At 59.2% G+C, this 26,892-nt stretch carries 21 protein-coding genes; 8 read left to right on the top strand and 13 right to left on the bottom strand.

What is annotated here, in order from left to right; all coding sequences use genetic code 11:
• Nucleotides 1-21: 21 nt before the first annotated feature.
• Nucleotides 22-726 carry a M50 family metallopeptidase gene (locus FIU92_RS09150; RefSeq protein ID WP_254705281.1) on the bottom strand — a complete coding sequence of 235 codons (705 nt, stop codon included), beginning with the start codon at nucleotides 724-726 and terminating at the stop codon, nucleotides 22-24.
• Nucleotide 727: 1 nt separating this feature from the next.
• Complete coding sequence (gene prfB, locus FIU92_RS09155; RefSeq protein ID WP_152458274.1) at nucleotides 728-1,855, bottom strand: peptide chain release factor 2; 1,128 nt, start codon at nucleotides 1,853-1,855, stop codon at nucleotides 728-730.
• Between the two features lie 77 nt (nucleotides 1,856-1,932).
• Between prfB and FIU92_RS09160 the strand changes: the two genes are divergently transcribed.
• Nucleotides 1,933-2,760 carry an aminoglycoside phosphotransferase family protein gene (locus tag FIU92_RS09160; RefSeq protein ID WP_152458275.1) on the top strand — a complete coding sequence of 276 codons (828 nt, stop codon included), beginning with the start codon at nucleotides 1,933-1,935 and terminating at the stop codon, nucleotides 2,758-2,760.
• Here FIU92_RS09160 and FIU92_RS09165 read toward each other — a convergent pair.
• The 3 genes from FIU92_RS09165 to FIU92_RS09175 all read right to left on the bottom strand — a co-directional run bounded on the left by FIU92_RS09165 (nucleotide 2,757) and on the right by FIU92_RS09175 (nucleotide 7,791).
• Nucleotides 2,757-5,246 carry a penicillin-binding protein 1A gene (locus tag FIU92_RS09165; RefSeq protein WP_152458276.1) on the bottom strand — a complete coding sequence of 830 codons (2,490 nt, stop codon included), beginning with the start codon at nucleotides 5,244-5,246 and terminating at the stop codon, nucleotides 2,757-2,759. The genes FIU92_RS09160 and FIU92_RS09165 overlap by 4 nt on opposite strands.
• A 94-nt stretch (nucleotides 5,247-5,340) precedes the next feature.
• On the bottom strand, nucleotides 5,341-6,561 hold the full coding sequence (locus FIU92_RS09170) for an N-acetylmuramoyl-L-alanine amidase (protein WP_152458277.1): 1,221 nt from the start codon (nucleotides 6,559-6,561) through the stop codon (nucleotides 5,341-5,343).
• A 66-nt stretch (nucleotides 6,562-6,627) separates the two neighbouring features.
• A complete protein-coding gene (locus tag FIU92_RS09175; RefSeq protein ID WP_152458278.1) occupies nucleotides 6,628-7,791 on the bottom strand; it encodes a pyridoxal phosphate-dependent aminotransferase in 1,164 nt (387 codons plus the stop codon).
• Between FIU92_RS09175 and FIU92_RS09180 the strand changes: the two genes are divergently transcribed.
• The 3 genes from FIU92_RS09180 to FIU92_RS09190 are packed head-to-tail and all read left to right on the top strand — an operon-like array spanning nucleotide 7,790 to nucleotide 11,022.
• Nucleotides 7,790-9,172: a M48 family metalloprotease gene (locus tag FIU92_RS09180; protein WP_152458279.1), complete on the top strand. Its 1,383-nt coding sequence runs from the start codon at nucleotides 7,790-7,792 to the stop codon at nucleotides 9,170-9,172. The genes FIU92_RS09175 and FIU92_RS09180 overlap by 2 nt on opposite strands.
• Nucleotides 9,169-9,927: a DsbA family protein gene (locus FIU92_RS09185; RefSeq protein ID WP_152458280.1), complete on the top strand. Its 759-nt coding sequence runs from the start codon at nucleotides 9,169-9,171 to the stop codon at nucleotides 9,925-9,927. The genes FIU92_RS09180 and FIU92_RS09185 overlap by 4 nt, the downstream gene beginning before the upstream one ends.
• 24 nt (nucleotides 9,928-9,951) lie before the next feature.
• Nucleotides 9,952-11,022 carry an agmatine deiminase family protein gene (locus FIU92_RS09190; protein ID WP_152458281.1) on the top strand — a complete coding sequence of 357 codons (1,071 nt, stop codon included), beginning with the start codon at nucleotides 9,952-9,954 and terminating at the stop codon, nucleotides 11,020-11,022.
• Between the two features lie 18 nt (nucleotides 11,023-11,040).
• Here FIU92_RS09190 and ispG read toward each other — a convergent pair whose 3' ends face one another.
• The 3 genes from ispG to hemA form a co-directional block, all read right to left on the bottom strand.
• On the bottom strand, nucleotides 11,041-12,162 hold the full coding sequence (ispG, locus tag FIU92_RS09195; RefSeq protein ID WP_152458282.1) for a flavodoxin-dependent (E)-4-hydroxy-3-methylbut-2-enyl-diphosphate synthase: 1,122 nt from the start codon (nucleotides 12,160-12,162) through the stop codon (nucleotides 11,041-11,043).
• Nucleotides 12,163-12,233: 71 nt separating this feature from the next.
• The gene (locus tag FIU92_RS09200) at nucleotides 12,234-13,439 is read right to left on the bottom strand and encodes a helix-turn-helix domain-containing protein (protein ID WP_152458283.1); all 1,206 of its coding nucleotides are present in this window, start codon (nucleotides 13,437-13,439) and stop codon (nucleotides 12,234-12,236) included.
• A 129-nt stretch (nucleotides 13,440-13,568) separates the two neighbouring features.
• Nucleotides 13,569-14,792 (bottom strand): 5-aminolevulinate synthase, encoded by a 1,224-nt coding sequence (hemA, locus tag FIU92_RS09205; RefSeq protein WP_152458284.1) that lies wholly within the window; start codon nucleotides 14,790-14,792, stop codon nucleotides 13,569-13,571.
• Between the two features lie 325 nt (nucleotides 14,793-15,117).
• Between hemA and FIU92_RS09210 the strand changes: the two genes are divergently transcribed.
• Nucleotides 15,118-16,503: a dipeptidase gene (locus FIU92_RS09210; protein ID WP_152458285.1), complete on the top strand. Its 1,386-nt coding sequence runs from the start codon at nucleotides 15,118-15,120 to the stop codon at nucleotides 16,501-16,503.
• A 153-nt stretch (nucleotides 16,504-16,656) separates the two neighbouring features.
• On the opposite strand, the gene lpdA is transcribed toward FIU92_RS09210, so the two are convergent.
• Nucleotides 16,657-18,051 (bottom strand): dihydrolipoyl dehydrogenase, encoded by a 1,395-nt coding sequence (lpdA, locus tag FIU92_RS09215; protein ID WP_152458286.1) that lies wholly within the window; start codon nucleotides 18,049-18,051, stop codon nucleotides 16,657-16,659.
• A 213-nt stretch (nucleotides 18,052-18,264) separates the two neighbouring features.
• Here lpdA and FIU92_RS09220 point away from each other — a divergent pair, with 213 nt between their 5' ends.
• On the top strand, nucleotides 18,265-18,699 hold the full coding sequence (locus tag FIU92_RS09220) for a hypothetical protein (RefSeq protein WP_152458287.1): 435 nt from the start codon (nucleotides 18,265-18,267) through the stop codon (nucleotides 18,697-18,699).
• A gap of 44 nt (nucleotides 18,700-18,743) precedes the next feature.
• On the opposite strand, the gene FIU92_RS09225 is transcribed toward FIU92_RS09220, so the two are convergent.
• From FIU92_RS09225 to FIU92_RS09240, 4 genes are all read right to left on the bottom strand, one after another.
• Nucleotides 18,744-19,319 (bottom strand): DUF924 family protein, encoded by a 576-nt coding sequence (locus tag FIU92_RS09225; protein ID WP_152458288.1) that lies wholly within the window; start codon nucleotides 19,317-19,319, stop codon nucleotides 18,744-18,746.
• 109 nt (nucleotides 19,320-19,428) lie between these two features.
• Entirely contained in the window at nucleotides 19,429-20,700 is a 1,272-nt protein-coding gene (locus FIU92_RS09230) for an MFS transporter (protein WP_152458289.1), read from the bottom strand.
• A gap of 111 nt (nucleotides 20,701-20,811) precedes the next feature.
• The gene (queA, locus tag FIU92_RS09235) at nucleotides 20,812-21,858 is read right to left on the bottom strand and encodes a tRNA preQ1(34) S-adenosylmethionine ribosyltransferase-isomerase QueA (protein ID WP_152458290.1); all 1,047 of its coding nucleotides are present in this window, start codon (nucleotides 21,856-21,858) and stop codon (nucleotides 20,812-20,814) included.
• Nucleotides 21,859-21,900: 42 nt separating this feature from the next.
• Nucleotides 21,901-25,287: a DUF3971 domain-containing protein gene (locus FIU92_RS09240; protein WP_254705282.1), complete on the bottom strand. Its 3,387-nt coding sequence runs from the start codon at nucleotides 25,285-25,287 to the stop codon at nucleotides 21,901-21,903.
• A 68-nt stretch (nucleotides 25,288-25,355) separates the two neighbouring features.
• Here FIU92_RS09240 and FIU92_RS09245 point away from each other — a divergent pair, with 68 nt between their 5' ends.
• Nucleotides 25,356-25,817, top strand: coding sequence for a peroxiredoxin (locus FIU92_RS09245; protein ID WP_152458292.1), 462 nt, complete (start codon nucleotides 25,356-25,358; stop codon nucleotides 25,815-25,817).
• An 84-nt stretch (nucleotides 25,818-25,901) separates the two neighbouring features.
• On the top strand, nucleotides 25,902-26,720 hold the full coding sequence (locus FIU92_RS09250) for a ferritin-like domain-containing protein (RefSeq protein ID WP_371419746.1): 819 nt from the start codon (nucleotides 25,902-25,904) through the stop codon (nucleotides 26,718-26,720).
• The last annotated feature ends 172 nt before the right edge of the window (nucleotides 26,721-26,892 follow it).

A 26,892-nucleotide genomic window follows, 5' to 3' on the forward strand; every position in this document is an offset into this window, starting at 1 on the left:
GCGTCGTCCCAGACGGCAATGTCAGCGCGCTGATCTGCGAAAATGCAGGTTGCTGTCAGCCCCAAGCCAGTAGCGCAAGCAAAGAACGATCGCGATGCAGCTGAGCACCAGCCAGATCCCGCCCCACAACATGGCAGAGCCACCGAATTCCTCGGCCAGCATGAATGCATCCGAACGCGCGCCAGACCGTTGGATCGTGTCATCGAAGATGTCGAAAGGGACATAGATCATACTGGTCAATCCGATCACACGCAGCACCAGATCGCTTGCATCGGGACGCAGATACCACGCCGCAGCAATCATCGCAGCCCCGGTTCCGATGCTGAAAACAAGGGCGAACGGGTCGCGGATATACAGCACCGCCACCAGACACATGACACCGCCAAAACCCGCCAGAACGGCGCGGTCGGCCCTTGTTCGCAAGGCAAGGATCAAAAGGGCCATGCCAAGCGCCAGTGAACCAAGATACCCGGCAGACAGGCTGAGAAAGCGATTGCCGCCCCGGCCGACGACAACGCCGCCCTGTTGTGATGAGATCGAAAAGCTCTCGACCGAGCCACCCGTCATCAGGATCGTCACCGCATGAGACAGCTCATGCAGAAAGACGACCAGTATCTTCAGTGGAACCGCAACCAGTGTATTCCAAAGCAGAAACACCAGGGCCGTGATGAGGATAAGCTGCCAATGCCCTTTCAGAACGTTCAGGAAAGGGCTGTTACGCTTCACCTCAGATGTCGCCCTGGGCCTCGGAGCGGCTCTTGCCCGCCACGTTCAGGGCCAGTGTGGCCGCCATGAAGCCGTCCAGATCGCCGTCCAGAACACCCTTGGTATCCGAGGTCTCGTAATTGGTCCGCAGGTCTTTGACCATCTGGTAGGGCTGCAAAACATATGACCGGATCTGGTTGCCCCAGCCCGCATCCCCCTTGGCCTCGTGTGCCGCGTTGATGTCGGCGTTCCGGCGGTCCAGCTCCAGTTGATACAAGCGCGATTTCAGAGCCTTCATGGCGATATCGCGGTTCTGGTGCTGCGACTTCTCGGACGAGGTCACGACAATCCCGGTTGGAATGTGCGTGATCCGCACGGCCGAGTCCGTGGTGTTCACGTGCTGACCACCGGCACCCGATGACCGGTAGGTGTCGATGCGGATATCGGCGGGGTTCACCTCGATCTCGATATTGTCGTCGACCACCGGATAAACCCAGACCGAACAGAACGAGGTGTGCCGCTTGGCCGCCGAGTCAAAAGGCGAAATCCGCACCAGCCGGTGCACGCCGCTTTCGGATTTCAGCCAGCCGTAGGCGTTGTGGCCGGAAATCTTGTACGCAGCGGATTTGATCCCTGCCTCTTCACCCGGGGTTTCGGACTGAAGCTCGACCGTATAGCCTTTTTTCTCGGCCCAGCGCACATACATCCGCGCCAGCATCGAGGCCCAGTCGCAGCTTTCGGTTCCGCCCGCGCCCGAGTTGATCTCGAGGAAGGTGTCGTTGCTGTCGGCCTCACCGTCAAGCAGGGCCTCAAGCTCTTTCTTCGCGGCCTTGGCCTGAAGCGCCTTGATCGCGGCTTCGGCGTCCTGGACAACTTCTTCGTCTTCTTCCATTTCGCCCAGCTCAATCAGTTCGATATTGTCGCTGAGATCAGTTTTGATGGACTCGTAGGTCTCGATCGCGTCGACCAGCATCTGCCGCTCGCGCATCAGTTTCTGCGCCTTTTCCGGATTGTCCCACAGGTTGGGATCTTCGACACGCGCATTGAATTCCTCAAGGCGATGCGGCGCGGTCTCATAGTCCATGCGCTGCGCCAGCAGCTCCAGCGACTTTTCGATTTCCGCCACAGTGTTCTGGGTTTCGGCGCGCATGGTCTTGTCCCAACTTGCTCAATCAGGCCTGCGTGATAGCAAGAGGTGCGAGACACCACAAGACGGGCTGAGCGTGAATGCCAGGCACATTCCAAGAGTTTCTGGATCGATGGGAATTGCATCAACCGGAACTGGTTGCCGAGACAGCCCAGGCGCGGGTGTGGAAGGTACAGTCGGAACACGGGCCGGCCGCCCTGAAACTCTATCGCGGACCGGATCGCGGCAACGAAGAACCCGGGACCGCGCTGTTGAAAGCCTGGCATGACCGGGGCGCGGTTCGGGTTCTCAACGAGGAACGGAATGCCGTTCTGATGGAATGGCTGGAAGGCCCGTCTTTGGGGGACATTGCGCGGGCAGGACGTCCTGAAGACGCTGTTGCGATCCTTGCAGAAACGGCGGCGCGCCTGCATGGGAAGGCCACCGCTGACGTCGGTGGCTTGAAACCCCTGAACCAGGTGTTCGCCCCTTTGTTCGGCTGCACCTTTGCTCCGGCCTGCCCAACCCTTCTGCGCAAGGACGTGCTGTCCGCCACGAATCTGGGTCAGCACCTGTTGATCAGCCAGCCCACGCCGGTACCCCTGCACGGGGATCTTCACCCGGACAACATTATTCTGACCCACAATGGCCCGCGGGTTTTCGATGCCAAAGGATATGCAGGAGATCCGGCCTTTGAACTGGCAAATGCACTGCGGCACCCAAAAGGCATGACCGAATTGGTGCGCGATCCCCGGCAGATCGAAACCTGCCTGTCGCTATATTCCGAAGCCATGAATATTTCAAAGAAACGGCTGACCCAATGGGCAGCCGTCAAATGCGCCTTGTCCATCTGCTGGCGATCCGACGGTGCCATCGAAAACGACTCGGAAGCCGACCTTTTGCACCTTTTTCTGGACGTGGCCGATTAGTAAAGACCGCCGGTACTCAGATCGCCTTGCGTGGCCTTGGGGCCGACCGTGATGGTTTGACCGGTGGAAGTTTGAACCTGCACACCTGCGCGCTGTGCTTCCTCGAACAAAGGCAGGTCGGAACCAATCGCAAAACCACCGTCGTAAACACGGTCGATGAACCCATCGACACCGTCGCGGAAGAACTCGGCCACGACATAGTCGCCAGTGGCGTCATCCGGCAGACGGGCGCCGCTGAAACGGTCGATTTTGATGAAGTGGCCACCTTCTGGAACCTTGAATGGCCCACCGCCATACTTTTCGACGGCTTTTTCCATGAAGCTCTGGAACACCGGGCCACACAAGGTACCACCATAAGCCCCCCGCCCCATCGGGCGCGGGCGGTCGTAACCGATATAGCAGCCCGCCACGATGTTCGAGGTGAAGCCGATGAACCACGCATCCTTGGATTCGTTGGTGGTTCCGGTCTTGCCGGCCGTCGGCACCGGCAGGTTCACATAGCGCGAGGCGGTGCCGCGATCCACCACGCCTTTCATCATGGACGTCAGCTGATAAGCCGTGATGGCATCCATGACCTGCGCGCGGTCCGTGACAAGGGTTGGGGCCTCGTCGGGCTCGAGCCAGGTCGAGTTGCAATTCAGGCATTGGCGATCATCATGACGATAGATGGTCTTGCCGAACCGGTCCTGAATACGGTCGACCAGAGTGGGTTCAACCCGCTGACCCCCGTTCGCGAACATCGCATAAGCGGCGACCATCTTGTACAGCGTCGTTTCTTCGGACCCCAGCGAGTTTGCAAGGAACGCGCCCATCCGGTCATAGACGCCAAAGCGTTCGGCGTAGCCTGCAACCACCGGCATCGTGACCTCTTGCGCCAGACGGATGGTCATCAGGTTCCGCGACTGCTCGATCCCGGTGCGCAAGGGCGTCGGCCCGTAGAACTTGTTTGACGAGTTCTTGGGCCGCCACAAGCCCTGTGGCGTGTTCACCTCGATCGGTGCGTCCACAACGATGGTTGCCGGGCTGTATCCGCTGTCCAGCGCGGCGGCATAGACAAAGGGCTTGAAGCTGGACCCCGGCTGGCGCTGTGCCTGCGTGGCGCGGTTGAAAACGGTATCCTGATACGAGAACCCGCCCTGCATCGCCAGAACGCGGCCCGAGTTCACATCCATCGCCACAAAGGCGCCCTGAACTTCGGGCACCTGACGGGCAGACCACTGCCCCTCTTCGCCCTCGACAACAAGGATCACATCACCGCGTTTGAAGTTCGCCGCAAAATCACCCTGCATCCACTTGATATCGGACCGCGGAATAGTGCCATCCGCAGGGCCGTCTTCGATCCCGACGGTAAGTTGCTGATCCGAGACATTCAGAACCACGGCGGGATACCAGCGGGTCGGCAGCACCACATCGCGCGGGATTTCCAGAAGCGACAGTGCCTCGCGCCACTGTGCCTCATCCGCAAGTTTTTCTTCCGGAATCACTTCGCCGGTGCCGCGCCATTTCCCGCGCGACCGGTCATATTTTTGCAACGCCGTGCGCAGGGCCTTTGCGGCCTCGACCTGCATTTCTTCGTCCACCGACGCACGAACCGTGAAGCCGCCGGTAAAGAACTCACCTTCACCAAAGTCCTCGCTCAGTTGGCGACGGATTTCGTCGGTGAAGTAGTCACGCGGCGGCAATGCGGTGCGGAAGCTTTCGAAATCGCCGTTCTGAACCGAGCGCAGCGGCATCTCTACCTCGGACTCATAGGTCGCCTGATCGATGTAACCGTTCTGGTACATCTCACGCAGCACATAGTTTCGGCGGGCCAGCAGGCGTTCCTTTTCCCGAACCGGGTGGTAATCCGACGGCGCCTTGGGCATCGCGGCCAGCATCGCGGCTTCGTGCGGGGCAAGTTCCTGCAAGGTCTTGTTGAAATAGGTCTGCGCGGCGGCCGTCACACCGTACGAGTTCTGACCCAGAAAGATCTCGTTCAGGTAGAGCTCAAGGATCTGCTCCTTGTCCAGGGTATCCTCGAGCCGGGTGGCCAGGATGATTTCCTTGATCTTGCGTTCCGCCCGGCGGTCGCCCGACAACAGGAAGTTCTTCATCACCTGCTGCGTAATGGTCGACGCACCGCGCACGGTACCGCCTTTGGTGCGCACCGCTTCGACACCTGCCGCGACGATGCCGCGTGGGTCATAACCCTGATGGGTATAGAAATTCTTGTCTTCCGCCGAAATAAACGCCTGCTTCACCAGATCGGGAATTTCCGCGGACGGCGTGAACAGGCGGCGTTCCTGCGCGAATTCGTCGATCAACTGGCCTTCGCCCGAATAGATCCGGCTGATCGTCGGGGGCTTGTACTGGGCCAGGGATTCGTGGCTGGGCAGGTCCCGGCCATACATCCAGAACACCGCACCGATCACCAGTGCGACCATGAAAATACCCAAGGTAACGATACTGAAGATCGCCCCGAAAAACGAAAGAATGAACCGGATCACGTTACTGCCTTTTTCTCGCGGTGGTGCCTATATAGTGTTGCACCGCCCAAGGGTCAAAACACCAAGCGTATTCTAGCCGTTTTGCGTCGCAAGGTCACTGGCCAATCAGGGATTTGCGGATCACATCCTGCTGACGCCAGTCTTCGATCCCCTGAAAAATACCCAAGGCCATTTTCGCCCGCCATTCCGAATCCCTGAGGTTTTCTCGATCTCTGGGGCTCGACAGAAATCCAAGTTCGACCAAAACAGACGGAATATCGGCCGCCTTGAGCACCGAGAACGAAGCGGTCCGCAGCGGTTTACGGTTCATCGGCCCGCCTTGCTGGGCCATCCCGTTGGCGATCGCGCTGGCCAAGGACCTGGTCCGCGGCATCGTTTCCTGGCGCGCCAGATCAAGTAGAACATCGGCCACCTGATCATCGGCACCATTCAGATCGATACCCGAGATCAAATCCCCCCGATCATGCCGCTCGGCCAGTTTTGAACTGGCCACATCCGAAGCATCGGCCGACAGGGTATAGACGGCAGCCCCATGGGCCTGACCTTCCGACAGGGAATCCGCATGCAGCGAAATGAACAGATCCGCGCCAGCCCGATGCGCCAGGGCAATCCGGCGCTCCAACGAGACGAACTGGTCGTCAACCCGGGTCAGGACCACCTCATAACCTCCTGATCGCAAGAGAACTTCGCGCAGTTCGCGGGCAAAGGTCAGCATCAGGGTTTTTTCATCAACGCCGTCGATTTCGGCACCCGGATCAATCCCGCCATGCCCCGGATCGAGCATCACGCGCAACGGCCTGTCTGCCGAGCGCGCCGATGCCTGCGGCACATCAGCCGGTTCCGGCAGGTCCCATCCCGGGTTGCGCGGCGCACCTGCGGTTGCGTTGAACGTATCAAAATCCGTGCCCTTGAGGTTGAGAGACAGCATAGCCGACCCCGAATCCTCGGCAACAGCCAACTCGGCAGTGTCTACGGCCATCGGAGCGCCCAGTTCCAACACCAGCCGCGACCAACCCGGAACATAGGCTCCGAATTGCACGCCGCTGACGCGTTCGGATTGCAGGAAATCCGTTCGGTTCAGCCCGGTCCAATCCACTTCGTTGAAGTCCAGAACCATCCGGTACGGATCCTGCAAGGTGAAGATCCGGTACGGCACCCCCTGGCTCAGGCCGATATCCACGCGAACGCCGGTTCGTCCCACATCCGTGATGCGGCTTTGGTCGGGCTGAACGCGTGCCAGCGCACTGAAATCCTGCGCAACGGCACTGCCGCACAGCGCCCAGATCAGGGCGATGCAAATGAAGATCCTGCTCATGGCCTCAAGTTTTCCCGAGATCGTTTGCCGGGCAGCCTATACCACAAGGGCTGATTTGTGAACGGCTCAGGCAGGTTCCCCGATCACCTTCCGCTCGGTCATGAAAACGCGCAACCGTTCCAGCCCGTCCTGAATGTCGGCCGTCGAACGCGCATAGGAAAAACGCAACGTCGTATGGCCGCGCTGCGGATCGAAATCCAGACCCGGCGTGACCGCGACCCCGGCCTTTTCCAGAATCTCGGCCGCAAATGCGCGGCTGTCATCGGTCAGGTCAGACACGTCGGCATATACATAGAAAGCCCCGTCCGGAGGCGCGATTTTCGTAAAGCCCGCCTTGGGCAGCCCGTCCAGCATCAGGGCGCGGTTTCGGCGGTACACGTCCAGATTGGCTTGCAGTTCGTCCTCGCAATCCATCGCGGCCAGTGCGGCAACCTGACTGGCATGCGGCGCGCAAATGAACATGTTCTGGGCTATCCGCTCGACCACGCGCACCTGATCCTCGGGCACGACCATCCAGCCCACGCGCCAACCGGTCATCGAGAAATACTTGGAAAACGAGTTGATCACATAGCACTCATCCGTCAGTTCCAGCGCGGTCACGGCCTTGGCCTCATATTCCAGACCATGATAGATTTCGTCGCTGATGAAGGATGCCCCCTGCCCGTGTGCGGCTTCGATCAGCGACCCCATGGCGGCGTGATCCAGCATCGTGCCGGTAGGATTCGCCGGAGACGCCACCATCAGCCCCTTCAGGCCCATTCCCTGAATATCCGCTGCCACGGGTTGCAGACGGTTTTCAGGCGCAGTCGGCAGATCGACCGGCACCAATCCAAGTGCCCTGAGAATCTGGCGATAAGACGGATACCCCGGCGCACCGATTCCGACGCGATCCCCGCTGTCGAACAATGCCGTGAAAGCCAGCAGAAACCCGCCGGACGATCCGGGCGTGATGACCACGCGCCCCGGGTTCAGGTCCACATCGTACCACTCACCATAAAGCTGCGCGACACGCTTTCGCAGCGCAGGCAAACCCAGAGACACCGTATATCCCAACGGGCTTTGATCCATCGCCTTGGCCAGCGCCTCGGTCGCGCCCTTGGGGGCGCCGGTTCCAGGCTGGCCAACTTCCATGTGAATCACATGGCGACCCGCTTCTTCCGCACGGCGCGCGGCCTCCATCACGTCCATCACGATGAAGGGATCGACCCCGGACCGGGTTGAGTTTCTCATGCCCATCTCCCATGTTGCAGCCATGGCTTTTGAACGCGTATCCCTGCTGAGGTCAATCCCGGCTCTGATCCTGTCGGTTGGTGTCTGGCTGGCGGCGGCAACGCAATCCCATGGGCAAAGCCTGATCCGCGACCCCGATATCGAGCGTGGCCTGCGCGAGCTTGCCTTTCCGGTTCTGCGCGCCGCCGGTCTGAACACCAATCGGGTTCAAATCCTTGTGGTCAATGACAACACGTTCAATGCATTCGTCATAGACTACAACGCCATCTATTTGAATTACGGGCTGATCCTTACGGTCGAAAGCCCCGAAATGCTGCAAGCGGTGATCGCGCATGAGGCCGCGCATATCGCGAACGGCCATCTGGCCCGCCGCGCCGAAAACCTGAAGGCGGCGCGGCGCAATGCGGGCCTTGGTACCGCTTTGGCCCTGCTTGCGGCTGCGGCCGGAGGGGGTGAAGCCGCCATTGGCATCGCCGCAGGCACCCAAGGCGCCGCAATCCGCAGCTTTCTGGGCCATACCCGCGCCGAAGAGGCCTCGGCCGACCGAAGCGCCGCAAGCTATCTGCGATGGGCTCAGATTTCCCCCAGCGGCATGGTGGAGCTGCACAGAAAATTCGCGGGTCAGGAATTGCTGAGCGTCGCCAATCAGGACCCGTACATGCGGTCGCATCCCACCAGTCGTGAACGATTGCGCGCCGCCGAAGCGTTTCTGGATGAGTTCGGCGACAAGGCCGTTCCGAATGCCAATGCCGATTACTGGTTTGCCCGCGTCAAAGGCAAACTGTCGGCCTTTTTACGCTCACCCAGTTGGACATTACGGCGCGCCAAAGAAGAAACCGCTCAGGACATCCGCCTGATGCGCGAGGCTTCGGCCCATCATCAGAACCGTGATTTGGATCGCGCGCGTCGTGCCATCGACGAGGCCCTGGCGCTGCGCCCGAACGACCCCTACTATTATGACCTGAAAGGGCAAATTCTGCTGGAAAACAGGCGAATAGGCGCGGCTGTTGAAGCGTATGGGAACGCTGTTGAAATGGCTCCGAACGATGCGCTTATCCTGGCTGGATACGGGCGGGCGCTGTTGGCGCAGGGTCAAACCAAACAGGCCCTGAGCGTGCTGGAAAAAGCCCGCGCCCGGGACTATCGGAACGCCAGGCTGTTGCAGGATCTGGGTGTGGCCTATGCTCAGGTTGGCAATGATGGTATGGCATCCACCGTGACGGCAGAGCGGTATGCGCTGCAAGGGCGGTTGAAAGATGCCGGAATTCACGCGAAACGCGCCGTGGCACGACTGCCCGAAGGTTCACCGGGTTGGCAAAGGGCACAAGACGTGTTGATTGCGGCGGAACGACTCGACAAAGACAAAAGGAAACGGAAATGATCCTCAGACATGCTGCACCCGCCCTTCTGGGGCTTTCCATGGCGGCGACCTCGGCGCAGGCGCTGGACTTGAATGCGATGAACGATGCCGAGAAGGCGGAATTTGGTGCCCAGGTGCGCGAATACCTGCTGGAAAACCCCGAAGTGATCATCGAAGCCATCAACATTCTGGAAGAGCGCAATGCCGTCGCCGAAGCCGCGGCGGACAAAGAACTGGTCGCCGCCAATGCGGATGAACTGTTTGATGACGGGTACAGCTGGGTTGGCGGCAACCCGGATGGCGACATCACGCTGGTCGAGTTCATGGACTACCGGTGTGGCTATTGCCGCCGTGCCGTTCCCGAAGTTACCAGCCTGCTGGCAGAAGACGGCAACATCCGCCTTGTGATCAAGGAATTCCCCATTTTGGGTGATGCGTCTGTGCTGTCCTCACGTTTTGCCGTGGCCACCAAACACGTGGCGGGCGACGACGCATACAAGCAGGTCCATGATGCCCTGCTGGAATTCACCGGCGAGCCAACCGAAGTTGCCCTGCGCCGCATCTCGGACGGTTTGGGGCTGAACAGCGACGAGATCATCGCGGCGATGGACAGCGATCGCGTTACGGATGAGATTGCGCGCACCCGTGCTCTGGCCCAGCGGATGCAGATCTCGGGCACGCCTTCGTTCGTGTTGGGCACAGAGATGCTGCGTGGCTATTTGCCAGCCGATCAGATGCAGCAAATCGTTAACGGTATACGTGCCGAACGCGGCTAAGGCCGGATCTGTCGGCGACGTGCCATGAAGCGGCGGGAATTTCTGGTGGCCGGAGGAGCGTTGGGTATGACGTGTTTCTCTGGCCAGTCTATTGCGCAGTCCGCGACAGGCTTCCACGTGCCGGCCGAAGACGCCCGGCATGAACGCACTTTCATGCAATGGCCGGTCAGCCGAACCGTATATCGCGATCCCGTTTTTCTGGAAATGGTACAGGGGACCATTGCGGAAATCGCAAACACGATCTCTGCTTTTGAACCCGTCACAATGCTCGCCGGATCGGAACATCACGCAGACATCAGCAAACGGCTTTCTGCGGCGGTCGAGATCAGGGATGTCCCGACCGAAGATCTGTGGTGCCGGGACGCAGGCCCGGTCTTTGCGATCAATACCCGTGGCGCGCTTGCGGTCCAACAGATCCAGTTCAATGGGTGGGGAAGAAAACAGGTTCACGCACATGATGCGAAAATTGCCGGCAGAGTGGCCGAAAGGCTGGGTCTGCCCCTGTTGCCGACCGGGCTGATCGGCGAAGCCGGTGGCGTCGAGCAGGATGGGCATGGGACGCTAATGGCGCATGAAAGCTCGTGGGTGAATGACAACCGCAATCCCGGCCTCACTCGGGACGAGATCGAAGCCCGGTTGTTGGCGGCCTATGGGGCCAAACGCATGATCTGGTCCGAAGGAGTCTGGGGCGAAGATATCACCGACTATCACATTGACAGTCTGGCCCGCTTTACCGGCCCCGGTCGCGGCATCATCAACTTGCCGGATGAACCGGACAAAGATGATCCTTTCCACATGGCCGCGCTGGACACCCATGATCGTCTCATTGCCGCGGGCATCAACATGGACGTGATACCCGAGCCGCATTTCCGCCGTGTCGAAGACCCGGATTTCGTGGCCTCTTATGCCAATTACTACGTCTGCAATGGCGGTGTGATTGCGGCCCGGTTCGGAGACTCGGAAACAGACAGGATCGCGTCGGAAACGCTTGCAAGGCACCACCCTGGGCGTGAAGTCGTGACGCTTGACGTGGATGTGCTGGGAGAGCTTGGCGGCGGCATCCATTGCGCTACACAACAGATGCCCGGTTTTTAAATGTCGCGAAGAAACATGCTATTCAGCCGCTTCAGCCGCCGCATCCAGTTCAGCCGCCTTTTTCTCGACCTCTTCCACGATGTGATCGATCATCTGGTCGTTCGACATCTTGTGGCTGGCTTTGCCGGCCAGATAGACCATGCCGGACCCTGCCCCGCCGCCGGTGAAACCAACATCGGTCATGAGCGCTTCACCCGGCCCGTTGACCACGCAGCCGATGATCGACAGGGACATCGGCGTCTTGATGTGTTCAAGGCGATGTTCCAGCGCCTCGACGGTTTTGATGACATCAAAACCCTGTCGCGCGCAGGATGGGCACGAGATGATATTGACGCCCCGATGACGCAGGCCAAGGGATTTGAGGATTTCAAACCCGACCTTGACCTCTTCCACCGGATCAGCAGACAGGCTGACGCGGATCGTGTCGCCGATCCCCATCCACAGCAGGTTGCCCAACCCGATGGCCGATTTGATCGTGCCGCTGACCAGCCCTCCGGCCTCGGTAATGCCCAGATGGATGGGGGCATCCGTCGCCTCGGCAATGCCCTGATAGGCCGCGGCCGACAGGAACACGTCGCTGGCCTTTACGCTGATCTTGAACTCGTGAAAATCATTGTCCTGAAGGATGCGGATATGTTCCAGCCCGCTTTCGACCATCGCCTCGGGGCACGGCTCGCCATACTTCTCAAGCAGGTGCTTTTCCAGGCTGCCCGCGTTCACGCCGATGCGGATCGAGCAGTTGTGGTCGCGCGCCGCCTGGATGACTTCTTTTACCCGGGTTTCGTCGCCGATATTGCCGGGGTTGATGCGCAGACAGGCAGCGCCCGCTTCGGCGGCCTCGATCCCGCGCCGATAGTGGAAATGAATATCCGCCACGATGGGCACCGGGCTTTCCCGAACGATCTGTTTCAGCGCCCTGGACGACGCTTCGTCAGGAACCGATACGCGAACGATATCCGCACCCGCCTCGGCCGCCGCCTGCACCTGCGCCACGGTCGCCGCCACATCGGTGGTCAGCGTATTGGTCATGGTTTGAACGGCAATGGGTGCATCGCCTCCAACGGGGACGTTGCCGACCATGATTTGACGGGATTTACGACGATAGATGTCGCGCCATGGGCGCACGTGATTGAGGGACATAAGGACGGATCCGCGTCTGCCTGAGTTGCGATTGTAGATAGTTCGGCAACGGGGTTATCGCAATGGCTAGATCACTCGGCGGGAGTTTCTGTCGCCTCGGTTTGCAGTTCCGCCACCAGTTGCTTGAGCGCACTGTTCTGTTCCGCCTCCAGATCGGCGACGGCATAGGCCTCGGACACGGCGTCTTTCGACAGAACAACACCCTTGGCGACCGTGCCCGGAGCACCCGCCGGGCCGTAATGTTCACCGTTCATCGCGAAATATACCGATCCCGACGCGCCCGCACGCAATGTCGGCGGTTCTTCTGTCAGGGGCACTTCGAATACACTGCCTTGCTCGACGGTTCCCAGCGTACCTTCGAAAATGACGCTGCCATCCGCAGCCGTCACACGCATCCAGGCGGGATCAACTGCCACGATCTTTAGCGTGGTGTCGATCTGTTCGACCACTTGCGGCAGGGCCGGTTTTTCGACCGTGTGCAGTTCAGCCACTTCGAACTGCGGCAATTCGGGCGGGCGGAAGGTTCCAACCTCGCGCGGATCAAGCGTTGAGATCGGAGCATCCCGCGAGACCAGCACCGGAACATCCAGCGCCTGCGGACGATAGAGACGGTCCAGTGCTTCGGCACTTGCTACTTCCGTAACATCATCTGACACGTTGCTGCGCGCCGCATCCAGCGGATCCAGATCAGACAGAACCACCGGTGCCTGTTCAACCGGGCTGACCTGTACTTGCTGAATCTTGTTCAAAACAGCCCAACCGCCATAGCCAATGCCACCGATCACCGCGAGCAATACCAGCGACGAGCCGATTGCGCGAGGTTCAATCTGACTGACCAGAGACTCCTTGCCCGGAATATAGGGCGTATTGGGCGAAATGAACGGATCCCGCCCCATCGGACCGCGCGCAGGCAGAGCCCCCGAAGGTTTCCGCACTACCGAGGCCTCTGCGGACATGCCATGCGCGACCTCAAATCCGCTTTCCTCACAGAAAGTCGCGAAGGTCTCATCGGGGTTCATACCCAGATAGCGCGCATAAGAACGCACATACCCGGCGATAAAGCCGGGTGTATCAAACGCATCAGGGTCGGCGTTTTCAATTGCAGCAATATAGTTGGCTTTGATCCGCAGTTCGCGCTGAACATCCAGAAGAGATTTGCCCATCGTTGCGCGTTCACCGCGCATCTTGTCGCCTAGGCGAACTTCGTAGTCGTCAAACCCTTTTGGTCTGACATCTACGTCCTCTTCGGATTCGCGCTGAGATCTGCGCCCAATCATCCCTGCTGCCCCATTCTGCCTGTCGCGTATTTCGCGTAAGTGGCGAATCATCCCCACAATGATTCGTCTACTCGTTTTGTTAGCGTAAGCTTAACACGCGGCAAACTCGTTGCACACTTTGGCGTTAGGTTATCCGGCAAGTTCGGCGCGATTTAGCGCACAATGTGACCAAAGTTCGTCCATCGCTTGCACCAGACGGTTCATTTCGTCGGGTCCATGCACCGGAGACGGGGTAAAACGCAGACGCTCGGTTCCGCGCGGGACGGTCGGGAAATTGATCGGTTGCACGTAAATGCCATAATCGTCCAGCAGCATATCGCTGAGCTTTTTGGTGTGCACCGGATTGCCGACGATCACTGGCACGATATGGCTGCCGTGGTCGATCAGCGGAAGGCCCATTCCCTTCAGCCGCAGCTTGAGGATCTTCGCCTGGGTCTGGTGCTGCTCGCGCAGCTCAGACGCGGTTTTCAGGTGCGCAACGGATGCAGCAGCCCCTGCGGCAACTGCCGGCGGCAACGATGTCGTAAAGATAAAGCCCGGCGCATAAGACCGCACGGCATCGCACATCTTTGCGCTGGCAGCGATATAGCCCCCCATGACGCCATATGCCTTGGCCAGAGTGCCATTGATGATGTCGATCCGATGTGCCAGCCGGTCACGCTCGGTCACGCCGCCGCCGCGCGGGCCATACATGCCCACCGCGTGCACTTCGTCGATATAGGTCAGCGCGCCGAATTCATCTGCCAGATCGCAGATTTCTTCGATCGGACCAAAATCGCCATCCATCGAGTAGACGGACTCGAACGCGATCAGCTTGGGTGCGGCGGGATCGTCCGCCTCGAGCAATTCGCGCAAATGCGCCACGTCGTTATGACGGAAGATGCGCTTGGCCCCGCCGTTTCGGCGCACCCCTTCTATCATCGAAGCATGGTTCAGCGCGTCAGAATAGATAATCAGCCCCGGAAACAGCTTGGGCAGCGTGCTGAGCGTGGCGTCGTTGGCAATATACGCGCTGGTGAACAAAAGCGCGGCTTCCTTGCCATGCAGATCTGCCAGCTCGGCCTCGAGCCGTTTGTGATAGACCGTTGTCCCCGAAATGTTGCGCGTACCGCCCGATCCCGCACCTGCGGCTTCGACTGCCTCGTGCATTGCGTTCAGAACAACAGGGTGCTGGCCCATGCCCAGATAGTCATTGCCGCACCATACGGTGATGTTCTGCTGCGAGCCGTCCGGGCGCGTGCGCACCGCGTGCGGAAAATGTCCGTTGCGACGTTCGATATCGATGAAGGTCCGGTAACGTCCTTCGTCATGCAGCCTGGCAATCGCTGAATCGAGCTGAGCAGTATAGTCCAACGGACCCTCCTTGAATGCCCGTTTCCGGTTTCCCTTGGGCAATTAGTCTGCCACATCCAACAGCTTAACCTGTATCAGCAGCTTTGTGTTACTTTATTCAGCTGGTTACAGCCGAACAGGTGAACCCAACTTTGATTTGCATCAAATATAAGTTTGCAATGCTCACGGCAAGTATAGTTCCGGCTATCGGACGCGTGGAAACGACGCAGCCCGCGCAACGTCATTCGCGGGCTTGTGATTGCATGAACAATTCAGATCAACCGCTCTGGACGGCGCTATCAACGCTGCTAGGGTTCGCGCGAACACAGACAAGCAGGAGATACCCATGTCGCTAGACACCGTGCTGGACCGGATTGACGAAGATCTGCAAACCTCGATCGACCGCCTGATGGAGCTGCTGCGCATCCCTTCGATCTCAACCGATCCCGCGTACAAGGCCGACGTCAGCCGTGCGGCCGACTGGCTGGTTGCCGACCTCAACAGTATCGGAATTGCAGCAGAAAAACGGGAAACCCCGGGGCACCCGATGGTCGTAGGCCATGTGGGCGAGGACTCGGATGCACCCCATATCCTGTTTTATGGCCATTATGATGTGCAACCTGTCGATCCATTGAACCTTTGGACACGCGACCCGTTTGACCCTGCCATCGAAGATACCGAGCACGGCCCCGTCATCCGCGGGCGCGGGGCATCGGACGACAAAGGTCAATTGATGACATTCGTCGAAGCCTGCCGCGCATGGAAAGCGGTGCACGGATCCCTGCCCTGCCGCATCACCTTCTTCTTTGAAGGCGAAGAGGAATCCGGCTCACCCTCGCTGGTCCCCTTCCTCGAAGAAAACGCGGCCGAACTCAAAGCGGATCTGGCGCTGGTTTGCGATACATCCATGGTGTCGCGAGGTGTTCCGTCGATTGCCGCGCAGCTTCGCGGCATGCTGAAGGACGAGTTCACGATCATCGGGCCCCGCATCGATCTGCACTCCGGCCATTACGGTGGCCCGGGGCTGAACCCGCTGCGCGAGCTGTCGAAGATCGTTGCCTCATTCTATGATGACGAAACCGGGCGTGTCGCGGTCGATGGTTTCTATGAAGGCGTTCATGAAGTGCCCCAGGACCAGCTGCGCCAGTGGCAGAATTGCGGTTTCGATGAAGCAGATTATCTGAATTCGGTCGGCTATACCCAGCCGCACGGCGAAAAAGCCTATTCGACGCTCGAACAGCAATGGGCGCGCCCGACACTTGAGGTGAACGGGCTGTGGGGCGGATACAATGGCGCAGGCTCGAAAACCGTTATCCCTTCGGAAGCGCATTGTAAAATCACGTGCCGACTGGTCGGCGACATGGACCCCGACGCGCTGCGCAACAAGATCCGCAAACATGTCGAGGATCGCCTGTCCCCGGATGCAAAAGTTGTCTGGGACAACGATCTGGAAGGTTCGCCCGCTTCGGTCATGAATATCGATCGCCCGGAATTCGAAGCCGCGCGCAAAGCACTGTCGGACGAGTGGGACCGCGAAGCGGTGTTTACCGGCATGGGCGGCTCGATCCCCGTCGTCGGGTATTTCAATACCGTTCTGGGGCTGGATTCGATGCTGGTCGGCTATGCCAACGAGGACGACGCCATCCATTCGCCGAATGAGAAATACGACGTCAAAAGCTTTCACAAGGGCATCCGTTCGTGGGCCCGCATTCTGGATGCTTTGAACAAGTAACGGATTTCAGCGAGGCTCTGCCTCGCGCTCCGGGATATTTGACGCCAGATGAATAAAGGATCCCTTGTTCATCTGGCCCAAAATATCCCGGGGGAGCCGCGCGCAGCAAGGCGGGGGCAGAGCCCCCTGTCCGACCGCAACACGCGTATGACGTTACATGTGGATCACGCGGCCATAAGCGTCCAACACGCTTTCATGCATCATTTCTGACAGAGTCGGGTGCGGGAAGACCGTGTTCATCAGGTCTTCTTCGGTGGTCTCCAGCTGCCGCCCAACCACATAACCCTGAATCAGTTCCGTGACTTCCGCGCCGATCATATGGGCCCCCAGCAGTTCGCCAGTCTTGGCGTCGAACACGGTTTTGATCAGACCTTCCGGTTCGCCCAGAGCAATGGCCTTGCCGTTGCCGATGAAGGGGAAGCGACCCACTTTGATGTCATAGCCCAGCTCTTTGGCCTTGGCTTCGGTATATCCCACCGAGGCCACTTGCGGCTGACAATAGGTACATCCGGCGATGCTTTCGGGCTTGACCGGATGCGCATGCTGGCCCGCGATCAGATCGGCAACCATGACACCTTCGTGGCTGGCTTTATGTGCAAGCCAGGGCGCGCCCGCGATGTCACCGATCGCATAAAGGCCATCGACGCCGGTGCGGCAATATTCATCCGTCACCACATGCGTGCGGTCGATCTTGACGCCCAGCGCCTCGAGCCCGAGGTTTTCGACATTCCCAACAATCCCGACAGCCGAGATAACGGTGTCGAACTCGTGCTTTTCAACCTTGCCCTTGACCTCGATATGAGCGGTGACCTTGCCCTTGCCGCGATCCAACTGCTTGACAATGGCTTTTTCCATGATGGTCATGCCTTGCTTGGTGAAGGCTTTCTTGGCCAAGGCACTGATTTCCGCATCTTCCACGGGCAACACGCGGTCCATCACCTCGACCACCGTCGTATCGGCCCCCAGCGTGTTGTAGAAACTGGCAAATTCGATTCCGATCGCGCCCGAGCCGATGACCAGCAGCTTCTTTGGCATCCGGGGCGGCTGCAGCGCGTGCTTGTACGTCCAGACCAGATCGCCGTCAGCCTCGAGACCGGGCAGTTCGCGGGCCCGTGCGCCGGTTGCAAGAATGATGTTCTTGGCCGTCAGTTCTTCGGTGCCCTTGTCGGTCTTGACGCTGACCTTGCCTTTTGCGGGGACTGTTGCCTCACCCATCACCACGGCGACCTTGTTCTTCTTCAGCAGATGGCCGATGCCACCTGAAAGCTGCCCGGCGACGCCACGGGATCTTTTGACGACCGCGTCCAGATCGTAACCGATCTTGTCGGCCTTCAATCCGAAATCCTTGGCGCGTTCCATCAGATGGAACACTTCGGAGGACCGCAGCAATGCCTTGGTCGGAATGCACCCCCAGTTCAGGCAGATGCCACCAAGGTGCTCCCGCTCGACCACGACGGTTTTCAGTCCAAGCTGGGCCGCACGGATGGCGGCGACATAGCCACCGGGGCCAGCCCCGATTACGATCAGATCATAGGATTGTGCAGCCATGTGTTCCTCTCGGCGCAGGTGGTGAAAATTTAGTTTACCGTTAAACTATTTTCAGAAACGCATCAACACGCGTTCCCGCGACAAATGAGACGCAGGGTAAACCTAACCTGAATATGCGGATTTCAGCCTATACGCAGGCCCATGCTATGGCTAGAACAGAAACGCCGACGCCGCTCGGACATTTGTGAACACATTGAATTCAAGGGGTTTACCATGGCCAAAACACTAAAAGATCTGGCGCTTGCTCTGCTAAACGCAACTTTGATACTTGTGGCGCTGTGCTTGTTTTTAGGCTGGAAGCTGGCATCGAAAGTCGAAAGCGTCTCGGCGGAATTCTCAGAGACAGTGCAAGTTCTTGCCCCTATTCGGGATGAGGCGAAGGGCATTCGGGGCGAGCTTTCCGCGTTGCGCGGTTATTTGACGACGCTGATGAGGGAAAACCAAGTTACGGACAGTCAAACCGCTCAAAATATTCAGGCAACATTGCGCCGCCTGAACGCAGTTGAACAAAAGCTACAAACTGCGCAGGAGCGATTCACAGAACTTGCAGAGACACCAGAGGTTTTGATCGCCCAAGCCATACAGACCGGAGCAGACATCGCGTCCGAACGGGTCTTGGCGCTCAAAGGATGCGAGCCGGGAGCCTGAAGCCCCACACGAACAACCGAGGCGCAAAACCTGTATCTGCGATCTCAGGCCATCGCTTGCAGTTCTCGCACGGTGCTGCCATAGCCGCCCATGTCGACGTAAGCCTCTTCATGGGGGGTCGAGCTGCGCGACAGTGCTTTGTTCCGGTAAGGGAAACGACCGAACTTGCGGATCACTTCACGATGCGCACGGGCGTGCAGCAGATTGCTTGTATCGCCGCTTAGGTTCTGACAGATCAGACGCACGCAGCGTTCCTGATCGCACAGATTCTCCGAATGCATCATCGGCAGGTAAAAGAACTGCCGGGCCGGTTCATCGATCTTCTTGTCCCAACCTCTGTCTACCGCGCATTTTGCAGCTGCCAGGGCCGCTCGGTCCGTCGCGAAAGCACGCGCTTGCCCGCGGAACATGTTGCGTGGAAATTGGTCCGTCAAAATTATGTAAGCCAGTGACCCGCTGGGATAGGTCAGCCAGAGCGAAAACTTGCCCTCGGCCGCAGCCTCCCACGTTGATTGAAAACGTGCGCGGATTTCTGAATCCAGCGCTTCATCCTCTATGTACCAGCCCTTTGGACCCACCTCATCTAACCAAAAACTCAATACTTCTTCAGGCGTTACCATTGCCTTAAACTCCGTCTTGTGCCCGTAGTTTGGACGTAACGTCATTTAAGGCCGTTTTACAGAACTGTTACAGTAACATATTGCAACACTTGCGACATATTCCTGTGTCCTAGGCATCTTCCTGCTCAGCCTGTTCGGCCTCGGCGGCTTCGATGGCGACTTCCTGTGCCACTTCAAACGCAACTGGCGAGGCTGTTGGATACAGCGTCGACATTGTGCCGGTTTCGTCCACAGGAATCGATGCCCGCTGCGTCGTCCGATACAGAGCGTAAAGTGCCATTGCGAGTAACAGTGCCGCAATAAAGAGAAAAAAGCCCGGTGGCCCGAATACGGCATCCCCCATCAGCCAGCCGGTGATCACCGGCCCGGCAATCGCGCCCAGACCGTTGATGAATACCAGCCCACCGGATGCGGCCGCCATGTCCTCGTGATCCAGAAAGTCATTCGCATGCGCGATCAGCAGTGAATATAGCGGGTTGGACATACCGCCGATCAGGAAAGCCGAAGCAAGCAGAATTGGAAACGATCCACCCATCATCATAGCGATCGTTGCGCCACCGGCACCGGCGAGCGCCACAAGCAGGATCAGAAAGCGGCGATCCATACGGTCAGAGAACCAGCCCAAAGGGTATTGCAGAACCACAGCACCGATATAAAACGCCGCAACGAAGGTCGAAATTTCAACAAGCGACAGCCCTGCCCGGGCGCCATACACCGCCGCCATGCCGAACTGCGCGGAAAACACACCCCCCAGAAGAAACATGCCCACGCAGCCTAGAGGCGAGGTTTCCAGTAGTTGCTTCAGGGTCATCGGTTTGGTGGTATCAAAGGCCGGTGTCGGCGAGATCGACAGCAAAATCGGTGCGAAGGACACTGAAACCAAGATCGAGGCGATCACAAACGTCTCGTAACCGGCCGGGTCGCCGACAAGAACAAGCGCCTGCGCACTGATGATCCCCGTCATCTGTACGATCATATAGAGCGACAGCGCCTGCCCGCGATTTTCATTGCTGGCCGCATTGTTGAGCCAGCTTTCGGCAGTGACATAGACGCCAGAAAAACAGAACCCGATCACCACCCGGCCCAAAGCCCACGCGATCGGGTTGGTCAGCATGGGATACATGATCATCACGGCCGAAATAAATGACGCAAGGGCCGCAAAGACCCGCACGTGGCCAACGCGCCGGATCATCTCGGGCGCAAGGCGTGAGCCGCCCAGAAAGCCCAGAAAATAGGCCGACATGACAAAAGACATCTCAAGGGTCGAAAAGCCTTCGATCTCACCCCGCACACCCAGAATCGTGCCCTGAAGGCCGTTTCCGACCATCAGCAACCCCATGCCGAGCAGCAGCGCCCATGCGCTGGAAAGGACCTGAATCATTGGGGCCTCCGACTAATGCCAACCTGATTTTAGTGTCGTTCTGCGATCAAAGACCGCCTACGTCGCGCTTGTCTACGACATTCCCGATCCGCGATGCTGTTTCCGCGCCTCTCAAGGGATCAAAAGCGACGCGTCGCCATAGGAAAAGAACCGGTAATTCCGGGCGATGGCATGCGCGTAGACATCGCGCATCCGATCCTGCCCCATCAACGCCGAAACCAGCATGAGCAACGTGGATTTCGGCAGGTGAAAATTGGTCATCAATGCGTCAGTGACGTGGAATTCAAAACCGGGATAGATGAAGATATCCGTTTCGCCTTCCCAGGGTTCGATCTGTCCTGACCGTGCCGCACTTTCGATCAGGCGCAAAGCCGTTGTCCCCACCGGGATCACCCGCCCGCCGGCGACCTTGGTTGCCTGTATCTCAGCGGCGGCGTCGGGGCTTACCTGCCCCCACTCAGCATGCATCTTGTGTGTTGTGACATCCTCAACCTTGACCGGAAGAAAAGTCCCTGCCCCCACATGAAGCGTCACATGCGTGAAGCTTACCCCCCGTTTTGCCAGCGCCTTCATCAGCGCCTCATCGAAATGCAATGATGCAGTCGGGGCGGCCACGGCACCGGAATGATTTGCCCAGATGGTCTGATAGTCCGTCTTGTCCCGTTCATCAGCCGGACGTTTGGCTGCGATGTAGGGCGGCAGAGGCATTGCTCCGGCTTGATCCAGCGCCGCGTCGAAATCCTCGCCGCTGAGATTGAAGCGCAGATAAGCCTGGCCATCCGCAACCCTGTCCAGCGTGGCGCTGAGATCATCCGAGAAGACAATCTCTTCCCCAAGCTTCACCTTCTTGAGCGGCTTGATCAACGCAGACCACGTGCCATCGGCCTGTGGATCAAGCAAAGTGGCCTCGATCCCTGCGGAAACCGGCCCCTGCGCGCTGTCCCGGTGGCGTCGGCCGTTCAGTCGCGCCGGAATGACCCGTGTGTCATTCAACACCAGCCGGTCACCCGGCCGCAGGAAATCGGGCAGGTCGAAAACATGGCTGTCCGTGATTGCATCCCCCTGCGCCACCAGCAGACGTGCAGAGGAACGCGGGCTGGCCGGCCGCGTGGCGATCAGGTCTTCGGGCAGATGGAAATCAAAATCGCTAAGTTTCATGCCCGCGCCTTACAACCCTGCATCAGATTCGGCCATATCCTGTCAGCGGTCACTTGGGGATGAGCCGAATGTGCGTTTGGGTTCATCCGGCTTCTGCGGCACTGCGTTCGGACCATCCTGAACTTTGGGTGCCGGCGCGCGCATCAGGTCGCGCAGGAACAGAGGTGCGAGACCGGACAACGGATTTACCGACACTTTGGGCGAGGCAAGCGGGCCGGTCAGGGTGTAGTTGAAGCCAAAGACGCCCTCGCCCTTGCGCGTGAACACGCTGCCGACCGCGTTGAGCAAGTATATGGGCGAGATCGCACCGCGCAGGTTCAGCAATCCGTTCACCGTATCGATGGTGCCATCAAAAGACAGGCCCATCGACGGGCCGACGGCACTGCCGCTTAGCACCTTGATGTCCGTGGGGGTGACACGCATCCGGCTGTCGATTGCTGCAAAAAAGATACCCTGCCCCGCCATTTCATCCAACAGGCCCACAAGGCTGATGGCATTCAGCAAGGCCGCCATGGCCGGGGCGTCGGTAATCCGTGTGTTGGTGATTTTCAGTATCACGTCATAGCTGCCCGGTGCCGTCACAGGTTCGAGCTTGAGATTCATTTCTCCGCCCCGCGCCTGTGTCAGTACTCCGGCCGATCGCAGCGCGGACCCCGCATCTTGCGACGTAAGGTCAACAGCACTTCGGTTCCCTCTGGGGCTGACCTGCCCCCTGACCGGCGCGCCGCCATTGACCTGCGCGGTGAAGTTCCCTTGTATTCCGCCGGTCGTCTGAAATGCGCCCCGGAACCCGGTCAGCGCGACGGTTTCCGTAACCTGTAGGCGATCCAGAGCCACGTCCAGTTTAGGCCCGGCGCCGCCCCCGCCGCCCGATCCGCCGCTTTCGCCGAAATTCGCGCGGCCCATATCAAGGACGCCGCCAAGCACACGGATGTCCGGCATGGCGTTTCCGCGCCCGATCAGCTCTGCCGGGACCGCCAGCCAGTCGCCGAGGTCGAAAGAGGTGAAGCGAACCCGGTCATATTCGCCGTTTTCACGAAACGTAATGGAGGCTGATGTACGCAATCCGGCTGCATTTATGCGCAGGCTATCCACCTTCAACTGCGATCCCAAAGTCGCTTCGGCCGTCAGAGAGCCGGTCGAATTGGCCCCCTTTCTCCAACCAAGTTCGGGTATGGCCAGCGCGACGCCCTGCAAATCGGACGTGACGGACAATTTCGGGGCAACCCCGGCGCCGAGCCCCAACGTGATATCTGCAATCCCTTTGCCGGTCAGCATACCCGGAGGCAGACCGGCGCCGATCTCATCCATCAATCGCGGCGACAGCTCGATCTGACCGGTCAGGGTGCTTCGCTGTTCAGACTTGCCGTCTATCGGCTGCCGCCAGAGCGCCGTCAGCGGCACGTCCCCGAACTGCCCCTGCCCCTGAATCTGAACGCCGGACTGATCACCAGAAAGGTCCAGAAGATCAGCACTAACGTCAAATCCGGGCACCAAGCGGTCACTGAACAGGTTGGCCAACCTTCCGTCGAAATGGAACTCGGTCTCGTCAAACTTGAGACCCTTTTTCAAAGGCAAGGAAAGGGTTCCCGCCAGCGACACCGTTCCTTTCGCTACGTCAACGGGCAACCCCGCCTTGCTGAGCAATTCCAGCGGAGGCCGGTCCAACAACGACAACGCGGCCGTCACGCTGCTTTTGGCCTTAATGCGCGCAATCGCAGGCGCGGATTTCTTGATATCCGTGTCGGGTATGATGAAGGACGTCCCCGACGCATCAACAGCACCGCCGTCATCCGCAATCACAACACCCTGCTGTGCAGTGACCGTGAACCTGCTGTTGATCAGGCTGGCCTGACCCTGCGCCTTTTCGATCGGCGGCAGCGTTTTGACAAACCGAATCTTCGCCTTTTCAAATCCGAAATCCAGATATAGATCCGGTTTCGATCCGGGCAGCAGGCGCAGGGCAAAGTCCATATCCGACAGAACCCCTTCGTACAGGTTTTCGGTCACCCACTCTCGCGGTTTCGGGGCCAGACGTTCGGGCCAGTATCCCAGAACCTTGTCCGACGTCATTTGATCCAGGTGTGCGTCCAGCTTGACGGCCCAGCCATCCGGCCGCCCGGTCAGGACGCCAAAGGCACGCACCGTGTGACCCGGATCTTCAATGGTCATCTGACCCAGATGCAGCTGGAACGGGTTGAGGACCATCTTGAAATCCAGGCTGGCCCGCGAAAGCTGAATAGGTTGCGGGAACAGGTTTGCCGGGTTCACGTTGATACCGGACAGCCGCAACTGTGCAGACAGGCTGTCCAGCACGCCATCTTCTGCACCTTCCAGATACGCCTTTCCGTCAGCCTGAACCTCCCCCCAGGCCGAGACCACCGAAACTTCGTTGAAATCCAGAATCTGACCTTTGGGATCATAGGTGAAATAGGTGCGCGCGGATTCGAAGGGAACCGGGCGTGTTTCCGGGTTTGGCTGCACCGCCCCCGCCCCCAGATTCAGCGTGGCGTACAAAGTTCCGATCGCTCCGTTTTCGTCGACACCACCGCGCAAGGCACCCGAGATCGGGGCCCGCAGAACCTGCAACCAGGCAAGGGCAGGCGTTTGGCCCGCGATGTCCTCGGCCGGAAGATCGGTGACCGAGATTCCGAATTGTGCGGCAGGTGTGCCCAGAACGCTTGTATAATTGGCCTCGATGGCACTGACATAGTCACGCCCCGCCAGAACCGAAAACCCGGTCGCCAAGCGCACTTCGTTGCCGGCTCGGTTGGCTTGAATATGCCCACCGTCCAGAATCCAGGACCGCCCCTGCCGAAGATCGCGATAATCCAGTGTGATCGCATCAAGCTCGACCGAGGTCAGCGCCGACAGCGCCGGAGACAGGAAGACCTGATCCGAAGCCTCGATAAGCTGTGCCAGGTTCGGGGCCTCCTGCACCGGTGCGCTGCCAGACCCGACCGTAAGGCTCAGCGCCCCGTCCTTGTCCCGGGTCACGGCGATCTGCGCACCCCTCAGAATTATTCTTTTGGGGCGAACGTGCCCACGCAACAAGGGGCGCATGGCCAGACTGGCGCGCATGTCGGACACCTGCGCAATTTGCCGACCCTCAGCGTCGCTGATGGCAACATCCGTCAGGCGCAGACGGGGTCGCCATCCCTCGTGAATGATGAAACTGACATCGCCAAACCGGATTTGGAGCCCGCCCAAAGCCTGCTCAAGCCGCGCTTCGACCCTGTCCCGCAGCCAGACGGGTGCGTGCATTCGTTGTCCGACAACCATGAAACCGGTGAACAGCGCCAGAAGTAACAGCACGAAAGTGCCGCGCATGGCCCACAGACCAGCGGCCCGGCGGCGAGACCGACGGCGCGCGGGCTTAACGGGCTGTGCTCCGTCGTCGTCTTCGTGCTGCTTCAAATTGCTATCCACGCCTTCCAACCCGCACGCGTTGCCCTATGATATCAGGCAGCCTTTAAAAACCTTTAGCGGAGTTTCCAATGCCCGACGTTTCAGACATCGCCCCTGACTTCACTTTGCCGCGCGACGGCGGCGGCGAGGTGACGCTTTCGGCGTTGCGCGGTAGCACCGTGGTTCTGTTTTTCTACCCCCGCGATGATACGCCGGGCTGCACCAAGGAATCCATCGGTTTCTCGGAACAACTTCAGGCCTTTGCCGATGCCGGCGCTCAAGTTTTCGGCATCTCGCGCGACAGCGTCGCCAAACATGACAAATTCGTCGCCAAGCATGGGCTGACCACACCGCTGTTGTCGGATGAGAGCTCGACCGTCTGTGAAGACTACGGCGTGTGGGTCGAAAAGAACATGTACGGGCGCAAGTCGATGGGGATTGAGCGTTCGACCTTCATCATCGACCCCGAAGGCAAAATTGCCCGCGTTTGGCGCAAGGTCAAAGTTCCCGGCCACGTGGATGAGGTGCTGGAAGCCGTGCGCGCGATGTAACGCCCTCGACCACGGTCGGCATCCGGTTTAAGAGCCACAGGATCAACCAGGCGGAGAATAATGGTGTCCAAATCGCTGACCCAGATGGCGACTGAAGTTCTTGCAACGGCAGAAGGTCGGGAAAAGACCGCCCTGTCCAAACAGCACGCCGCCGCGTGGTTTGCGTCGCGCAAGGGCGACGCGCCCCCGATCGAGATCGGGACGGCGTCACCCCCGCTGCAACCCGCGCGCCCGGAACGGCCAGAACTCCTGTCTCCGCGCGAGGTACCAAAGCGCAAACCGGGCACCGAAGCGGGCCGCATCGCCCTTTTGCACGCCGTGGCGCATATCGAACTGAACGCCGTCGATCTGCATTGGGATATCATTGCCCGCTTTGGCCATGTGCCGATGCCGATCGGGTTTTATGACGATTGGGTAAAATGCGCCGAAGAGGAATCGCGCCATTTCGAGATGGTCTGCGATTGTCTGGAACAAATGGGCAGCCATTACGGCGCCTTGCCCGCCCATGCGGGAATGTGGCGCGCGGCCGAGGACACTGCAGACGACCTGATGGGACGGCTTGCGGTCGTGCCGATGGTTCTCGAAGCGCGTGGTCTGGATGTGACCCCCGGCATGATCGAGATTTTTCGCAAGGCCAAGTCTGAGCAGGCCATCGCGGCACTTGAGGTGATCTATGCCGAAGAAGTCGGCCATGTCGCTTATGGGTCTAAGTGGTTTCACTTCCTATGCGGCCGGGAAAACACGGACCCCAAGGATGTGTTTCACGCATTGGTACGCCGGTATTTCCACGGCGTCCTCAAACCACCCTTCAACGAGGAAAAACGGGCTGAGGCCGGGTTGCCGCCCGATTTCTACTGGCCGCTGACCGAAGACCTACCCGCGCCCGGCGATATCACCAACTGACGCCTCAACATGCTTTTCGGCAATTTCCCGCCGATCTTTGGGGGGATTTCTACGCAGTTGGCGCCAGACTGATCAACAAACTTGCCCGAACGCTGCCTGCCCTTTATGCAGTCGGCCCAAGGAGCGGCCGGCACTCACAACCGGTCCCGATCTTGGGGATGAGAGGTAGGAC

The organism is Ruegeria sp. THAF33 (assembly GCF_009363615.1).
In the GTDB taxonomy this organism is placed as follows: domain Bacteria; phylum Pseudomonadota; class Alphaproteobacteria; order Rhodobacterales; family Rhodobacteraceae; genus Ruegeria.

What these genes read in the sequence shown, in the direction of transcription:
- FIU92_RS09190 (WP_152458281.1), top strand. Translation starts at nt 9,952, where the DNA reads ATGAAGCGGCGGGAATTTCTGGTGGCCGGAGGAGCGTTGGGTATGACG.
- FIU92_RS09200 (WP_152458283.1), bottom strand. Translation starts at nt 13,439, where the DNA reads ATGATTGGGCGCAGATCTCAGCGCGAATCCGAAGAGGACGTAGATGTC.
- FIU92_RS09225 (WP_152458288.1), bottom strand. Translation starts at nt 19,319, where the DNA reads ATGGTAACGCCTGAAGAAGTATTGAGTTTTTGGTTAGATGAGGTGGGT.
- FIU92_RS09160 (WP_152458275.1), top strand. Translation starts at nt 1,933, where the DNA reads ATGCCAGGCACATTCCAAGAGTTTCTGGATCGATGGGAATTGCATCAA.
- ispG (WP_152458282.1), bottom strand. Translation starts at nt 12,162, where the DNA reads ATGTCCCTCAATCACGTGCGCCCATGGCGCGACATCTATCGTCGTAAA.
- lpdA (WP_152458286.1), bottom strand. Translation starts at nt 18,051, where the DNA reads ATGGCTGCACAATCCTATGATCTGATCGTAATCGGGGCTGGCCCCGGT.
- FIU92_RS09220 (WP_152458287.1), top strand. Translation starts at nt 18,265, where the DNA reads ATGGCCAAAACACTAAAAGATCTGGCGCTTGCTCTGCTAAACGCAACT.
- FIU92_RS09245 (WP_152458292.1), top strand. Translation starts at nt 25,356, where the DNA reads ATGCCCGACGTTTCAGACATCGCCCCTGACTTCACTTTGCCGCGCGAC.
- FIU92_RS09250 (WP_371419746.1), top strand. Translation starts at nt 25,902, where the DNA reads ATGGCGACTGAAGTTCTTGCAACGGCAGAAGGTCGGGAAAAGACCGCC.
- queA (WP_152458290.1), bottom strand. Translation starts at nt 21,858, where the DNA reads ATGAAACTTAGCGATTTTGATTTCCATCTGCCCGAAGACCTGATCGCC.
- FIU92_RS09185 (WP_152458280.1), top strand. Translation starts at nt 9,169, where the DNA reads ATGATCCTCAGACATGCTGCACCCGCCCTTCTGGGGCTTTCCATGGCG.
- FIU92_RS09175 (WP_152458278.1), bottom strand. Translation starts at nt 7,791, where the DNA reads ATGAGAAACTCAACCCGGTCCGGGGTCGATCCCTTCATCGTGATGGAC.
- FIU92_RS09180 (WP_152458279.1), top strand. Translation starts at nt 7,790, where the DNA reads ATGCCCATCTCCCATGTTGCAGCCATGGCTTTTGAACGCGTATCCCTG.
- FIU92_RS09170 (WP_152458277.1), bottom strand. Translation starts at nt 6,561, where the DNA reads ATGAGCAGGATCTTCATTTGCATCGCCCTGATCTGGGCGCTGTGCGGC.
- FIU92_RS09210 (WP_152458285.1), top strand. Translation starts at nt 15,118, where the DNA reads ATGTCGCTAGACACCGTGCTGGACCGGATTGACGAAGATCTGCAAACC.
- prfB (WP_152458274.1), bottom strand. Translation starts at nt 1,855, where the DNA reads ATGCGCGCCGAAACCCAGAACACTGTGGCGGAAATCGAAAAGTCGCTG.
- FIU92_RS09230 (WP_152458289.1), bottom strand. Translation starts at nt 20,700, where the DNA reads ATGATTCAGGTCCTTTCCAGCGCATGGGCGCTGCTGCTCGGCATGGGG.